We start from the raw sequence: 14,682 nt of genomic DNA, 5'->3' as shown, positions 1-14,682 counted from the left end.
ATCCAGCGTACGCGGACTACGTGTTCAGGTCCGCTGCGGCCCGGTCGAGGTCTGAGGAGAGGAGATCCGTTCGGAAGGCGCACAACTGGAGGGTCATCCGGGCGGCGCCGCGCTCGCCGACCACCAGCTTGATCGGCTTACCGCGGTCGTCCAGGTCGCCCACGATGAAGTCGAGCAGCCGCACGCCGGCGCTGTCCAGGAACGAGACAGCGGTCAGGTCGATCAGCACCGCGTCCGCCTCGGTGGTCCGGGCGACGATGGCCCGGCCGATGTCGTTGGCGTTCGCCAGGTCTATCTCGCCCTTGAGGTGGACCAGCTCCGTGATGCCGCGCTGGGAGAAGGTCACCCACTGATCAGTCATCCGAAGCTCCCTCTCGGTGCCGTCGCATGGTGACTGTGGTCCCCTCACCACGGTCGAAGAAGACCTCGTCCATCGAGTCCTCGATCAGTTGCAGGCCGCGGCCGCGTACCAGGTCGGTGCCCGGGCCCCGCCAGCTGCCGCGGTCGGTGACCCGGACCTCGACGGCGTCCGCGCTGACCGTGGCGGCCACGTCGACCACACCGAACGGGTCGTCCCGATAGCCGTGCTCGATCGCGTTCGCCACCGCCTCCGAACAGGCGAGCAGTACGGCGTTCACGCAGTCGGTGTCGACCGAGTGCCCGATCAGCCAGCCCCGCAGGTCGGCCCGGAGCAGCGCGATCTGCAGCGGGTCGGCGCCGATCGAGCGTTCCAGCCGCTCCTCCGTGCCGAGCGTCAGGCAGAGCAGGCAGACGTCGTCGGCGTGGTCCCGGCCGACCATCGTGTCGGCGAGCCCGCCGGTCAGGCCCTTCAGCGGGGCGTCGCCGCGACGGGCGTACTCCCGGGCGAGGATCTCGAAGCCCCGGTCGATGGGGCGGGTGCGGCGCTCCACCAGGCCGTCGGTGTAGAGCAGCAACCGGCTCCCGGCGGACAGGCGTACCCGGTGCTCGGTGCGGCGGCGGTCGCCCGCCCGGGAGCCGAGCGGCGCGGAGCGGGCCTGGAGCAGGTACTGCGGTGAGCCGGCGGGCTCGTGCAGCAGGGGCGGCAGGTGACCGGCGCACGCGTACGACAGCTCGCTGCTGAGCAGGTCGACCTCGGCGTAGACCACGGTCGCCATCCGGGCCGAGTCGACCCGCTCGCAGAACCGGTCCAGCTGTTCCAGCAGCCGGGCGGGGCCGTGTTCGGCGGAGGCGAGCGCCCGGATCGCGCTGCGCAGCTGGCCCATCGTGGTGGCCGCGTCGATGCCCCGGCCCACCACGTCGCCGACCACCACGGCCAGCTTGTTCGAGGTGATCAGGAAGGCGTCGAACCAGTCGCCGCCGACCTCCAGGTCCTGGGCGGCCGCCTGGTAGTAGGTCTCCACCGCGAACCGGGGGTCGCCGCCGGGCACGTCCGCGGCGAGCAGGCTGCGTTGCAGGGTCCGGGCGATGGCGCGTTCCTGCTCGTAGAGGCGGGCGTTCTCCAGCGCGAGCCCGGCCCGGTCGGCCAGGTCGGCCAGAAAGAGCCGCTCGGCGGCGGCGTCCCGCCGGTCCGGTGCCATCCGCAGAGCGAGTGTCCCCAGCACCCGGCCGCGGACCGTGAGCGGCAGGATGGTGCACCCCAGGCCGTCGCCGTCGACGGCGAAGACCGGTGCGGCCGCCTCGACCGCTTCGGCGACGCGCTCAGCGAGCAGGCCGGCGTCCGGCGGCGGGCCGCCCGCGTCTTCCAGCAGACCGGCCGGGCCGACCTGGAGCCGCACCGCCGCCCAGTCCGCGATCTCCGGGACCACCAGCTCCACCAGCCGGCGAGCCCGCTGCAGCAGGCGGTGCTCCTCGTCGAGGGCGCCGGACGTCTCGGCCAGGAAGACGGCCCGTTCCTCGCGGCGGCGGGCGGCGTCGTAGAGGCGGGCCCGGTCCAGCGCCTGACCGGCCTGCTGGCCGAGGAGGCGGATGACCCGCAGCTCGCCGTCGCTGAGCGTGCGCTCCTCGCGGAAGCTGAACGCCAGCACGCCGAGCACGGCCACGCCGTAGTGCTCGTCGGCCGGCCCGGTGGTGAGCGGCAGCAGCACCACGGTGTTGCGGCCGGACCGGCGCATCGACTCGGCGAGGTCCGGGAAGTGCTGCTCGGCCTCGGCCACCGAGCCGATGACGTGCAGGTCCCCGCGCCGGGCCACCTGGGCGACCGCCCGCCCGGACGAGCGGGGCATGTCGTCCCAGTTGCCGGTGGTCGGGTCGGTGGAGGCGACCGCCACCAGCTGGTCGCGTTCCAGGTCGACCACGTAGATGCTGCTGCTGGCGGCCTCGAACGCGGGCTCCGGTGCGCGGAGGACCGCCTCGGCCACCTCGGCCTCGGTCGGCGCCGCCGCAAGGTCGGCCACTATCTGCTGAAGAACCTGGACGCGCCGCTCCGAGTCCTCAGCGGTCCGGCGGGCGGTGAGCAGCTCCCGCTCGTAGCTCCGCCGCTCGGTCGCGTTGAAGACCATCGTCCGGATGAGCCGCGGCGCGTGGCCGGGACCGCGCTCCATCACCGAGTTGACCAGCGTGGGCAGCCTGCGCCCGTCCTCACGGACCACCTCGAGGGCGATCTCGTGCACCTCGCCCTGCATGGAGAGCAGCGGAGCGTAATGGGTCTCGTGATAGATCTGGTCACCCGGCGTGAGCAGATCACGGAACCGACGGTGACCGATCAGGTCGGCCCTGGCATATCCGGTCCACACCAGGAACGTCTCGTTCACCCGGACGATCGTGCCGTCCGGGAGCGTCGTGAGGTAACCGCACGGCGCATGCTCGTACAGGTCCTCAGGATCGTCGTCCCAGGGCAGTCGTAACTCCTGTGTCACGTCCGGCCCACCAGTTTCACTCACGCCACTGCTCCGCCGATCATGCCCGCTGTCTTACAACCAGGACTTGATGGCGTCAACCGTTTCCTTCGGTGCGCTCAGGTTGGGACAGTGACCGGTCGCGTTCAGAGTCACGAAGGTGCTCCCCGGAGTGTTCTTGTGAACGTACTCGCCGACCACCGCCGGCGCGATCACATCGTCGGAACACTGCAGAATCAGTGTCGGGATCCGGGCTTTCGGCAGATCGGCACGGTTGTCCGAGAGGAACGTGACTCTGGCGAACTTCCTGGCGATCGCCGGATCGGTACGGCAGAAGCTGTTCGTCAGCTCCTCGCCCAGCTCCGGCCGCTCCGGATTACCCATGATCACCGGGGCCATCGTGCTGGACCAGCCCAGATAGTTGCTGTCCAGCGACTCCAGCATCTGCTCGATGTCGGGGCGCCCGAAGCCACCGAAGTAGCCGTCCTCGTCGTCGTTGATGTAGCGCGGGGAGGGGCCCACCATCACCAGGCCGGCGAACCGCTCCGGCTCCCGGTTGGCGGCCAGCAGCCCGATCATCGAGCTCACCGAGTGGCCCACGAAGATCACGTCGCGCAGGTCGTGCTCCCGGATGATCTCCAGCACGTCCTCCGCGTAGCCCGCCAAGCTCGAGTACCGGTCGTCCCGATAGGCCGACAGGTCGGACTTGCCGTTGCCGACATGATCGAAGAGCACGATCGGGTGGGTGTCCTCGAAGGCCGGCGTGACGAAACGCCACATGTTCTGGTCGCAGCCGTAGCCGTGCGCGAAGATCATCGGCCGGCCGGAAGCAGCACCGGTAACGGTGACGGCGTTCCTCTGGGTGGTACTCATCTCAGCGAACCCTCCGGGGGGCGGGCGGGCAGGTGACTCCCGGCACTCGCGCTCGCGCCGAACGAGCGGATACCAAGTCCGGGTAACCATACGACTCCGGAGCGTTTCGCACATCGCCCTCGTTGTCCGGCATTCGCATTTGTCGTCCTGTTCTCGCCCTGCCGTCCGACTGGCGCAGTGTGCCTAACCTGGGGAGGACGTTCGCTTCCAGGCGTGCGGGAGGAGAGCAGAAAACGATGGCCGACCAGCAGCCGGTCGACCCTACCGCGGCCGCCGGAGTGCCCGATCAGACCCGGGCCGAGAATTCCGCCGCCGGTCCGGATCCGTCGACGCTCGACCTGCCGTTCCGCTGGAGCGGGGCAGCCGCGGTGCCCGCGACGGGACCGCGCCGTTCGATGTGGGAACGCCTGCGAGAGCGGGTCAGCGGCCCCCGAGCGGCATCCGCCGAGCCGGACAACTGGGCGACCATGCCCGCCGTCGATCCCTGGGCCGACCAGGAGACTCCCCTCTGGCTGGACACGTACGCCGCCGACACCACCAGGCTCGACGTCGCCCCGCCACCGACCCGTCTGGACACGGCCACCTACCACGACCAGGCCGCACCGCACCAGGCCGCACCGCACCAGGCCGCCCCGCGCCCCGCCGCACCGCACCCGGCCGCCAAGGCAGCCGACGCCGCGACCAAGGCAGCCGACGCCGCGGAGAAGGCGATGGGCGAAGCACTCGCCGCCGGCGCCAAAGTCATCGAGGCCGCGAAGGCAGCGGCCGTCATCGCGGCGGCCAAAGCCGCGGAACAGGCCATGAAGGCCGGCCAGCCGGCGAAGATCGACGCCGCTACCGCAAACGCCCAGCCCACATCCCTTCCCGCGCCCATTCCCGCCCCCGGCACCTACCCGCCGCCCTCCGCCGGAACCGGTCTCCCCCCGAGCCGCCCGTCGAAGCTCCGCCCGTGGCAGCGCACCACCAAGACCACGGACCACCCTCGGATCCCGATCCAGCCGCGCCCAGCACCCGTCCGCCCGGCACCGGCGAGACCAGCCCCGGCCAGACCGGCACCCCCGCCCTGGTCACCCCGCCCGGCCCCGCCCCGCCGCGGCCGGTTCCGCCGCTTCATGCGCCGGATGACCATGCTCACGGTCGTCGCCCTGGTCCTCTGCTGCGGCGGTCCCCTCGCCTACTGGCAGTTCCCGGCCGCCCAGCAGTTCCCGGTGACCGCCGTACTGCCGTCCTCCTTCGCCGACCTGGACCTCCGCGACACCGACGCGGGCAGGCGCGCGGCGGAACGTCTCGCCGAGCAGCTCCAGGAGGCCGGTTCCTCAGGTGACGCCTTCGCCGGCATCTACACCGACAAGCGCGGCAAACGGATCACCCTCTTCGGCGTGACCGGCTGGCGGCTGACCCCCGGCTCCGACGTGGACGCCCAGCTCGGCCGCCTGGCCGACGAGCTCAAGCTGAAGGACATCCAGTCGTTCGACATGGGCGAGTTCGGCGTGCACGAGAGCTGCGGCACCGGGCGCCTGGACGGCACCTCGGTCGTGGCGTGCACCTGGGCGGATCACGGCAGCCTCGCCACCGTCCTGTTCACCCGCCGCTCCCTGACCGAGAGCGCCGACCTCGTCGCCGAGCTCCGCTCCCAGGTGCTGACGCCCAAGTACTGGGGCTAGGAGGCCTGGTCTCCGCGTTTGGGCGCGTAGCGGGACACATACTCCTGGCCGGTCAGCTTCTGGATCTCCGCCATCACCTGGTCGGTGAGCTCACGCAGCGCCGTCCGGTCGTCGGACCGGCCCACCGTCTCGATCGGCTTACCGAATTTGATCGTCACGGTGTTGCGCATCAGGGTCGGGTAGACCCGGCCGATCGGCTGCACCTTGTCGGTGCCGAGCATCCCGACCGGGATGATCGGCACACCCGCGGCGACCGCCAGGCGGGCCACGCCGGTGCGTCCCCGGTAGAGCTTGCCGTCCGGCGAGCGGGTGCCCTCCGGGTAGACAGCGACCAGCTCGCCGCCCTGAAGCGCCGGGATCGCCGCGTCGAAGGCGGTCAGGGCCGCGCGGCCACCGGCCCGTTCGACGCGGATCGCGCCGAGGCCCTGCATCAGCTGCCGGTTGAGGAAGCCCTTGAACCCGGTGCCGGTGAAGTAGTCCGATTTGGCCCAGAACGCCAGGTGGCGGGGCACCACCGCGCCGAGGAAGAGCTCATCGGCGACGGAGAGGTGGTTGCCGGCGAAGATCGCGCCACCGGTACGCGGGATGTGCTCGATGCCTTCGACGTGCGGCCGCCAGCCGGTCATCAACGCCGTACCGACGGTGATTTTGCCGATTGAGTAGAGCAGCGGCAACTCGTCCTCCGGAACACCTGGGTACCTGGCTGAAAAAGGGGTGAGGTGAGGTTATCGGACCCGGACGCGGAAGTATCCTGTGATCTTGCACCGAGGCCCGGACATTCGCCCACACCAGGCGAACATCCGGGCCAATCGGCCGATTAGACCGCTGTGACCTTCACCGCCACGTGATCACCGTCGCCCACCTCACCGGCGAACCCGCCGAATCCGGCGGACGGAACGGCGAACGACACCGACGTGGCGAGCGTCTCTCCGGCCACGAACTCCTGGTGCGCCTCCACCGCGGCCCGTACCGCCTCCGAAGCCGACAACTCCAGCGAGATCCGGTCGCTGACGTCCAGATCGGCGTCCCGGCGGGCCTGCTGGACCACCCGGATCACGTCACGAGCCAGGCCTTCGGCCGCCAGCTCGGGGGTGACCACGCTGTCGAGCACCACGACACCCCCGCCGGCCGGCAGCGGAGCGGAGTTCTCCACGTCCGCGGCGACAAGCTTCAGCTCGTACTCACCGTCGGCGAGGGTGACGCCGGCCGCGACGGGTGCACCGTCGACGAGCTGCCACTCCCCGGCCTTGACCGCCTTGATGACCTGCTGGACCTGCTTGCCGACACGGGGGCCGAGGACTCGCGGCACCACGGTCAGCACCTGCTGGCAGTACGCGGCGACGTCATCGGTGAAGACCACGTCCTTGACGTTCACCTCGTCCTTGAGCAGATCGCCGAGCCCGGCCAGCGCGGAGCCGGACGGGGTGGCGACCGTCGCCGACGCGAGCGGCAGCCGGACCCGCAGGCCCTTCGCCTTGCGCAGCGACAGCGCCGCCGAGGCCACGTCCCGGATCGCGTCCATCGACGCCACCAGCTCGTGGTCGGCCGGGAACGTGTCCGCCGACGGCCAGTCGGTGAGGTGCACCGAGCGGCCACCGGTCAGGCCACGCCAGATCTCCTCGGTGGTCAGCGGCGCGAGCGGCGCCAGCACCCGGCAGAGGGTCTCCAGAACCGTGGCCAGGGTGTCGAACGCGTCCTCGTCGCCGGCCCAGAACCGGTCACGGGACCGGCGGACGTACCAGTTGGTCAGCGCGTCCAGGTAGGACCGGACGCTTGCCGCCGCGCCGGAGATGTCGTAGTCGTCCATCTGCCGCTGGACGTCCGCGACGAGTTCCCCGGTCTTGGCCAGCACGTACCGGTCCAGCAGATGCTGCGAATCGGTCCGGAGAGTCGCCACGTGCCCGGCGGCGTTGGCGTACAGGCTGAAGAAGTACCAGACGTTCCACAGCGGCAGCAGCACCTGCCGCACCGAGTCACGGATCGCGACCTCGGTGACGGGCATGTCACCACCCCGCAGCACCGGCGACGACATCAGCATCCACCGCATCGCGTCCGACCCGTAGCTGTCGAACACCCGGTAGACGTCCGGATAGTTGCGGAGCGACTTCGACATCTTCCGCCCGTCCTCGCCCAGCAGGATGCCGTGGCTCAGGCAGTTGCGGAACGCCGGACGGTCGAACAGCGCCGTGGCCAGCACGTGCATGGTGTAGAACCACCCACGGGTCTGCCCGATGTACTCGACGATGAAGTCGCCCGGGTAGTGGTGCTCGAACCAGTCCTTGTTCTCGAACGGGTAGTGCACCTGGGCGAACGGCATCGACCCCGACTCGAACCAGCAGTCGAGGACCTCCGGCACGCGCCGCATCGTCGACTTTCCGGTCGGGTCGTCGGGGTTCGGCCGGGTCAGCTCGTCGACATAGGGACGGTGAAGATCGGTGACGCGTACGCCGAAGTCCCGCTCCAGATCTTCGAAGGACCCGTAGACGTCGACCCGCGGATAGTTCGGGTCGTCCGACTTCCACACCGGGATCGGCGAGCCCCAGAACCGGTTACGGGAGATCGACCAGTCACGGGCGTTCGACAGCCACTTGCCGAACGAGCCGTCCTTGATGTGCGACGGCGTCCAGCTGATCTCCTGGTTCAGCTCGACCATCCGGTCCCGGAACGTGCTCACCGCGACGAACCACGACGACACCGCCTTGTAGACGAGCGGGGTGTCGCAGCGCCAGCAGTGCGGGTACGAGTGGACGTAGCCGTCGTGGCGCAGCACCACACCGCGCTCCTTGAGCGTGGCGATGACCGGCTTGTTCGCGTCGAAGACCTGCAGGCCCTCGAAGTCGGGGACCAGCGAGGTGAACCGGGTGTGGTCGTCGACGGTCACCACGGTCGGGATGCCCGCCGCGTTGCAGGCGTTCTGGTCGTCCTCACCGAAGGCGGGCGCCATGTGCACGACACCCGTACCGTCCTCGGTGGTCACGAAGTCGGCACCGAGCACCTGGAAGGCGTTCTCCCCGCCCTGCTCCACGAGGAAATCGAACAGCGGCGTGTATCGGCGCCCGACGAGGTCACGTCCGAGGACAGTGCTCGTTTGCTCGTACCCCTCAAGCTCTTTGGCGTAAGCACCCACCCGGCCGGCGCCGACGATCAGCTTCTCGCCGGATGGCGAGGTCAGCACCGCATACTCGATGTCCGGCCCGACCGCCAGCGCCAGGTTCGACGGCAGCGTCCACGGCGTGGTGGTCCAGACCGCGATGTCCTCACCGGTCTCCAGGCGGAACTTGACCGTCAGAGCCGGATCAGTCCGATCCCGATAGACGTCGTCCATCCGCGTCTCGGTGTTCGACAGCGGCGTCTCACACCGGAAGCAGTAGGCCAGAACGCGGAAACCCTCGTAGACCAGGCCCTTCTCATGCAGCGTCTTGAACGCCCACATGACCGACTCCATGTAGTTCGGGTCGAGGGTCTTGTAGTCGTCCTGGAAGTCCACCCACCGGGCCTGGCGCGTGACGTACCGCTCCCAGTCCTTGGTGTAGGCGAGCACCGACGTGCGGCAGGCCTCGTTGAACTTGTCGATGCCGAGGTCGACGATCTGCGCCTTGGTGGTGATGCCGAGCTGCTTCTCCGCCTCCACCTCGGCGGGCAGGCCGTGCGTGTCCCAGCCGAACCGCCGCTCGACCCGCTTGCCGCGCATCGTCTGATAGCGCGGCACCAGGTCCTTCACATATCCGGTGAAGAGGTGCCCGTAGTGCGGCAGGCCGTTGGCGAACGGCGGGCCGTCATAGAACACGTACTCGTTGGAGCCGTCCTCCCCGGCCGGGCGCTGCGCGACAGACGCCTCGAACGTCTTGTCAGCCGCCCAGTGGTCGAGAACCGCGCGCTCGACCGCCGGCAGGTCCGGCGACGCCGGCACACCGGTGGCGTCACTGTGCTTCGGATAGGCCATTGGTTCCCCTCAAGCAGTCATGTCGTGACTGCGAGGACGAGCTCTTTCAAGCCCGCGGTACCACCTCGCTTGACGGCCCTCTCGGAACGCCCGCTCATTCGCCGGATGATCTGCGCGGTCCGGTGTCCGCCCGGTTCTACCAGGGCTTTCTTACGAAAACCCGTTCTTCCGGAGGCTCCCCGGTGATGGCCGGTTCGCTGCCTGCGTCCAGACAACGATACCGGCCGCCCCACGATTCCCTCATCCGCATTACCGCGGGCGCTCCAACCCAAGATCAAGAGCATGCTCTGGTACGCCCGACGAAGAGTCCTCCACTGCTCGCCGGCGACCTCCGCCGCCGGTCACGCCTTTGCCGCCCGCGCCGGGCGGAGCTGCCGGGCCGGCCTCACCACCCGGCAACCTCCGCCACCGCCCCGCCCGCGCCGGGCGCAGCTGCCGGGCCGGGCGCCTAACATTCATCATGTGATCCGGATCGAGATCGACGAACCGACACTGGCGCGCACCCGGATCGCGATCAGCCCGCTGACGGAGGCCGTGTGCAGCCTCTACCTGCTGCATCGCAACCCGGTCGCGCCGTGGCCCTACGACTCATGGGCCGAGCAGGCCCGGCGGGTGCTGCGCACCGACCCGGCCACCGAGCCGGTGTCGCTCTACTTCCGGCTGCCCAGCACCTCGCCCGACTTCCTCAACCCGATCCCGGACACCCCTGTGTCGACCATCGGCGAGCAGCTCGACCGGCTGCGGGCGACCCCGGCCGAGACCATCGAGGAGCAGCTGGACAAGCACCACCCGGACGGCGATGTGCCACCCTTCCTGCGACCCTTCCGGGAGGACCGGCGTGCGGCGCTGGACCGGCTCGCCGACGGCCTCCAGGCGTACTGGGACGGCGCCATCGCGCCACACTGGCCGGCCATGCGCGCCGCCCTGGACGAGGAGGTGCTGCTGCGCGCCCGCGCGCTCGCCGCCGACGGCCCGGACGCCCTCCTGGCCCGGCTGCACGACCGGATCCGCTGGGAGCGTCCGGTCCTCACCCTGGTCAAACCGCTGGAGCACACGTTCGACGCGGTCAACCAGCGCCTGCTGCTGGTGCCGCTGATCTTCTCCCGCGGCGCCCTCATCTGCTCCACCGACCACCCCGAGATCGTCATGGTCACCTACCAGTGCCGGGGCTCCGCCCTGCTGGCCTCCACCCCCGCGCCCGCCACGGCCGGCGACTCCGACCGCCTGGCCATCCTGGTCGGCCGGGGCCGCGCCTCGGTGCTGCGCGCCCTGACCACGCCGGCCACCACCACCGCCCTGTCGGTCGCCCTCGGCCTCGCCCCCAGCACCGTCTCCGAGCACCTCACCGGCCTGCTGGCCGCCGGTGTCATCCACCGCCGCCGGGCCGGCCGCCGCGTCCTCTACGGCCTGGAACCGGCCGGGACCGCTCTGGTCACCCTTCTCGGCGGAGATTCGGCCGGAGCCGAATTCGTTTCCTGACCTCCCCGCCCGCCCTACCGCCGCGGCCGGCGGAGATTCGGCCGGAGCCGAATTCGTTTCCTGACCTCCCCGCCCGCCCTACCGTCGCGGCCATGGGAAGCAAGTACGCCATTGAGGCGGAAGGCCTGTGCCGCACCTACCGGCAGGGCCGCCGGGAGGTCGTGGAAGCGGTCCGGGGCGTGGATCTGACCATCCGCCGCGGCGAGCTGTTCGGCCTGCTCGGCCCGAACGGCGCCGGCAAGACGACCACCATCAAGATGCTCAACACGCTGCTGATCCCGACCGCCGGCACGGCCCGGATCTGCGGCTGGGACGTGGTCACCCGCACCCGCGAGGTGCGGCGCCGGATCGGGTACGTGTTCGGCGGCGACCGCGGCCTCTACGACCGGCTGTCCGGGCTGGACAACCTGCGCTACTTCGCCGAGCTCTACGGCGTCCCGCCGCACCACCAGCGGCCGGCGATCGCCGAACTGCTGGAGCTCGTCGGTCTCACCGGCCGGGAGAACGAACGGGTCGAGGGCTACTCCCGCGGCATGCGGCAGCGGCTGCACATCGCCCGCGGGCTGCTGCACGACCCGGACGTGCTGTTCCTCGACGAGCCGTCGATCGGCGTGGACCCGGTCGCCGCCCGGGAGCTGCGCCGCACCGTCGCCGCCCTCGCCGCGAACGGCACCACGGTACTGCTGACGACCCACTACATGGCCGAGGCCGACGAGCTCTGCGACCGGATCGCGGTGATCGCCGGCGGGCGGATCCAGGCCCTCGGCACACCGGCCGAGCTGCGGCGCCGGGCGGACGGGCGGCGGGTGGTGGAGGTCGAGGCGTACGGCGTGCCCGACTCCGCGATCGCCGCCCTACGGGGGCTGCCCGGCGTCCGCGAGGCCGCCGTCGAGGAGCGCGGCTCGCTGCAACTGCTGACCGTGCAGTCCGACGCGGGCCGGGACGTGCAGGGCGACGTGCTGCGCGAACTGGCCGGCATCCGGCTCGGCCGGGTCGACAGCCGCGAGCCGACTCTGGAGGACGCGTACGTGGCGATCGTGAGCGCCGCATGAGATCGCTGCTGATCGGCGTCCTCATGCACGCCAAACACATGAGCCGCTCCCCGTTCGAGGTGGCGATCGCGCTGGTCGTCCCCATCGTGCAGGCCACACTCGCGGTCCACCTGTTCCGCGCCGCCGGCGAACCGCACCGGCTGATCGAGGCGGCGGTCGGCGCCGGGCTGATGGGAGTCTGGTCGATGGTGCTCTTCGGCGCCGGCGGGGCGATCCAGAACCAGCGCTGGCAGGGCACCCTGGAGATGATCATGCTGGCGCCCCGGCGACCGGTCACGGTGCTGCTGCCGATCACCGTGGCCACCGCGGTGACCGGCACCTACGCCCTGCTGGCCACGCTGCTCTGGGGCCGGCTGATCTACGGAATACCGCTCGACGTGGCGCGCCCGGCCGCCTTCCTGGCCGCCGTGGTCACCTGCGTTGCCGGGCTCGGCATGTTCGGCCTGCTGCTCGCGTCGACGTTCGTGCTGCTGCGCAACGCGAACGCCCTGGCGAACCCGCTCGACTACCCGATCTGGCTGCTCTCCGGAATGCTCGTGCCGATCAGCGTGCTGCCGTCCTGGACCGCGCCGATCGCGGCGGTGCTGCCCACCACCTGGGGCGCCCGCGCGGTGCGGGAGGCGGTGGCGGGCGGGCCGGTCTGGCCGTCGATCGGGATCTGCCTCGCCATCAGCGGAGCCTGCCTGGCACTCGGCGCATACTGCCTGACCTCGTTCGAGCGCCGGGCCCGGGCGGCCGGAACGCTGGCGCTGTCATGAGCACACTCCGGCTGATCACCGTGGGTGGCCTGCTCTCGTACCGGGCGCTGTTCACCTGGACCTCGCCGGCCATGTACACCGGGACACTGCTCGCCGGGCCGACGTTCCAGCTGCTGTTCTTCGCCTATCTGGGACGGCAGCTGCAGGTCGCCGACGACCGGTTCTTCATCGTCGGTAACGCGGTCCTCGCGGTCTCGACGGCCTGTGTGTTCGGCGGGACGATGGCGGTCGCCCACGAGCGCCGCTACGGAACTCTGGGGCACGTGCTGCTCTCACCGCGCAGCCGGACCGCGATCTTCTGGGGACGCGCCCTGCCGTACGCCGGCAACGGCCTGCTGGTCGCCGCGTTCACCCTGACCGCCGGGGCGCTGCTGCTCGGGCTGCGGATCCCGGCCGCCGCACTTCCCGGCCTCGCCCTGGTCCTGACCGTCGCCGCCACGTCCTGCGCGTTCTTCGGCCTCGCCCTCGGCGCGCTGGGCCTGCGCTTCCGCGACGTCTGGGTGGTCTCCAACGTCGCCGCGGCTCTGCTCCTGCTGCTCACCGGCGTGAACGTGCCCCGCGACGGCCTGCCGCAGTGGATGGCCGCCGCCGGCGAGGCCCTGCCGATCACCCATGCCGCGGAAGCCGCCCGGCAGCTCGCCGCCGGGCACGGCCTCGGTGCGGCAGCACCCGCCCTCGGCGCCGAACTACTGGTCGGCATCGGGTACGCCCTGCTCGCCGCCGCCCTCCTGAAGATCTTCGAGGCGGAGTCCCGGCGGCGAGCCAGCTTGGAGACGATCTAGAGCTTGGGGAGCCAGAGGGCCAGCCTGGAGACGATCTAGAGCTTGGGGAACCAGAGGGCCAGCTCGCGCTCGGCGCTCTCCGCCGAGTCGGAGGCGTGCACCAGGTTCTCCCGGTTGGAGAGAGCCAGGTCACCGCGGATCGTCCCGGCGGCTGCCTTGCGCCCGTCGGTCGCGCCGATCATCGCGCGCACCACGTCGATCACCGAGTCTCCGGAGAGCACCAGGGCGGCGAGCGGGCCGCTGGTCATGAAGTCCTTCAGCGGCGGGTAGAAAGCCTTGTCGACGTGCTCGGCGTAGTGCGCGTCGGCGAGGGTCGCGTCCATCGTGCGCAACTCCAGCGCCTCGATGACCAGGCCCTTACGCTCGAAGCGGGACAGGATCTCGCCGAGCAGGCCGCGGCGGACCGCGTCGGGCTTGACGAGCACGAGCGAACGCTCGGTGGGGCTGGACACGGGGGTTCCTCCGTAAGATGGCTGCCCGACACGCGGGAGGTTCAGCCTATCGGTACCACGAACGGGGTGAGCGGCGATGCCCGGACTACCGCACTTTCGCGGAGCCACCGGCGGGCAATAACCTGACGGGAACAACCGGGAGGTCCACAGTGGCGAACCAGACCGGCCGGCCCATCGCCCCCGCCCGCAAACTGGTGGCGGCGGTCATGGGCACGCTCGCGGTCTTCGTGATCGTTTTCGGGCTCGGCATGTCGAGCATGGCGGTCGCGTTCTTCGGCGTCGTCATCCTGGTCCTGGCGGTCATACTCGCGCTGGTGAACGTCACCAGCCGCCGGGGTGGCCGGGCCACCGTGGCCGGCAACGCGGAGGTCAAGTCGATCCCGCCGCCCCCGGTCTCCGCGGCCTACGGCCGGGCCGAGATCGAGGCGATCGTGGTGGCGCCCGGCCTCGGCACCTTCGAGACGGTGATCCGCGAGTCCCGCGTCCCGGTCGCGAAATGGCCGGTCCCCGGCTCCACCGTGCCCATCACCGTCGACGTCGACGACACCCGCCGCGTCCGCGTCAACTGGAACGACGCGGCCGTCCGCGACGAGGGCGCCGATCCCCCACCGCCCCCGCAGACCGCCACCCCCGCCGGCGACGAGTTCGACGACGACGTCCTCGGCGCCGTCGGCCCGGCCCCGTGGGAGGGCCGCGACCGCGACTGGTCCTTCGACCAGGACGAACCGCCACCCCCACCCCCGCCCGGCCCCCGCACCGCCGGCTACGACGACACCCGCTCCACCATTCCGGTAGTGGTCCGCGACACCCCCGCCGGCACCATCGTCGAGGGCCAGCTGGTCAGCGACAAGGACCCCCCACCC

The 14,682-nt window shown here is 70.8% G+C and carries 11 protein-coding genes and 1 pseudogene; 6 read left to right on the top strand and 6 right to left on the bottom strand.

Going from position 1 to position 14,682, the window contains the following annotated elements:
- Nucleotides 1–16 precede the first annotated feature (16 nt).
- From ACFQV6_RS25710 to ACFQV6_RS25700, 3 genes are read right to left on the bottom strand one after another with little or no spacing between them, the layout of a single operon-like run.
- Entirely contained in the window at nt 17–361 is a 345-nt protein-coding gene (locus tag ACFQV6_RS25710; protein ID WP_378030148.1) for an STAS domain-containing protein, read from the bottom strand.
- A complete protein-coding gene (locus ACFQV6_RS25705) occupies nt 354–2,861 on the bottom strand; it encodes a SpoIIE family protein phosphatase (protein WP_378030147.1) in 2,508 nt (835 codons plus the stop codon). Before ACFQV6_RS25705 ends, ACFQV6_RS25710 begins: the two co-directional genes overlap by 8 nt.
- A 30-nt stretch (nt 2,862–2,891) precedes the next feature.
- Entirely contained in the window at nt 2,892–3,689 is a 798-nt protein-coding gene (locus tag ACFQV6_RS25700; RefSeq protein WP_378030146.1) for an alpha/beta fold hydrolase, read from the bottom strand.
- 236 nt (nt 3,690–3,925) lie between these two features.
- Here ACFQV6_RS25700 and ACFQV6_RS25695 point away from each other — a divergent pair, with 236 nt between their 5' ends.
- Entirely contained in the window at nt 3,926–5,353 is a 1,428-nt protein-coding gene (locus tag ACFQV6_RS25695) for a hypothetical protein (RefSeq protein WP_378030145.1), read from the top strand.
- On the opposite strand, the gene ACFQV6_RS25690 is transcribed toward ACFQV6_RS25695, so the two are convergent.
- Together ACFQV6_RS25690 and ileS are read right to left on the bottom strand one after the other, a co-directional pair.
- Nucleotides 5,350–6,027, bottom strand: coding sequence for a lysophospholipid acyltransferase family protein (locus ACFQV6_RS25690; RefSeq protein WP_378030144.1), 678 nt, complete (start codon nt 6,025–6,027; stop codon nt 5,350–5,352). The two genes, ACFQV6_RS25695 and ACFQV6_RS25690, sit on opposite strands and share 4 nt — an antisense overlap.
- Before the next feature lie 143 nt (nt 6,028–6,170).
- Entirely contained in the window at nt 6,171–9,296 is a 3,126-nt protein-coding gene (gene ileS, locus ACFQV6_RS25685; RefSeq protein WP_378030143.1) for an isoleucine--tRNA ligase, read from the bottom strand.
- 462 nt (nt 9,297–9,758) lie between these two features.
- Between ileS and ACFQV6_RS25680 the strand changes: the two genes are divergently transcribed.
- The 4 genes from ACFQV6_RS25680 (at nt 9,759) to ACFQV6_RS25665 (ending at nt 13,367) form a co-directional block, all read left to right on the top strand.
- Nucleotides 9,759–10,775: an ArsR/SmtB family transcription factor gene (locus ACFQV6_RS25680; RefSeq protein WP_378030142.1), complete on the top strand. Its 1,017-nt coding sequence runs from the start codon at nt 9,759–9,761 to the stop codon at nt 10,773–10,775.
- Between the two features lie 92 nt (nt 10,776–10,867).
- Nucleotides 10,868–11,827, top strand: coding sequence for an ATP-binding cassette domain-containing protein (locus ACFQV6_RS25675; protein WP_378030141.1), 960 nt, complete (start codon nt 10,868–10,870; stop codon nt 11,825–11,827).
- Entirely contained in the window at nt 11,824–12,585 is a 762-nt protein-coding gene (locus tag ACFQV6_RS25670; protein WP_378030140.1) for an ABC transporter permease, read from the top strand. Before ACFQV6_RS25675 ends, ACFQV6_RS25670 begins: the two co-directional genes overlap by 4 nt.
- Complete coding sequence (locus ACFQV6_RS25665) at nt 12,582–13,367, top strand: ABC transporter permease (RefSeq protein ID WP_378030139.1); 786 nt, start codon at nt 12,582–12,584, stop codon at nt 13,365–13,367. Before ACFQV6_RS25670 ends, ACFQV6_RS25665 begins: the two co-directional genes overlap by 4 nt.
- Nucleotides 13,368–13,402: 35 nt before the next feature.
- Here ACFQV6_RS25665 and ndk read toward each other — a convergent pair whose 3' ends face one another.
- Nucleotides 13,403–13,819 carry a nucleoside-diphosphate kinase gene (gene ndk / locus ACFQV6_RS25660; protein WP_378030138.1) on the bottom strand — a complete coding sequence of 139 codons (417 nt, stop codon included), beginning with the start codon at nt 13,817–13,819 and terminating at the stop codon, nt 13,403–13,405.
- A 149-nt stretch (nt 13,820–13,968) separates the two neighbouring features.
- Here ndk and ACFQV6_RS25655 point away from each other — a divergent pair.
- Nucleotides 13,969–14,682, top strand: a pseudogene (locus ACFQV6_RS25655) (glyoxalase/bleomycin resistance/dioxygenase family protein); the annotation flags it as partial.

The sequence above is a fragment of the Actinoplanes sp. GCM10030250 genome, assembly GCF_042666575.1.
Taxonomy (GTDB): domain Bacteria; phylum Actinomycetota; class Actinomycetes; order Mycobacteriales; family Micromonosporaceae; genus Actinoplanes.
The sequence above is the reverse complement of the archived record's forward strand: the minus strand, read 5'-3'. Positions and strand labels throughout refer to the sequence as shown.

Excerpts from the sequence above, each read along its gene's own strand:
- ileS (WP_378030143.1), bottom strand. The coding sequence starts at position 9,296 with ATGGCCTATCCGAAGCACAGTGACGCCACCGGTGTGCCGGCGTCGCCG.
- ACFQV6_RS25675 (WP_378030141.1), top strand. The coding sequence starts at position 10,868 with ATGGGAAGCAAGTACGCCATTGAGGCGGAAGGCCTGTGCCGCACCTAC.
- ACFQV6_RS25710 (WP_378030148.1), bottom strand. The coding sequence starts at position 361 with ATGACTGATCAGTGGGTGACCTTCTCCCAGCGCGGCATCACGGAGCTG.
- ACFQV6_RS25695 (WP_378030145.1), top strand. The coding sequence starts at position 3,926 with ATGGCCGACCAGCAGCCGGTCGACCCTACCGCGGCCGCCGGAGTGCCC.
- ACFQV6_RS25670 (WP_378030140.1), top strand. The coding sequence starts at position 11,824 with ATGAGATCGCTGCTGATCGGCGTCCTCATGCACGCCAAACACATGAGC.
- ACFQV6_RS25665 (WP_378030139.1), top strand. The coding sequence starts at position 12,582 with ATGAGCACACTCCGGCTGATCACCGTGGGTGGCCTGCTCTCGTACCGG.
- ACFQV6_RS25700 (WP_378030146.1), bottom strand. The coding sequence starts at position 3,689 with ATGAGTACCACCCAGAGGAACGCCGTCACCGTTACCGGTGCTGCTTCC.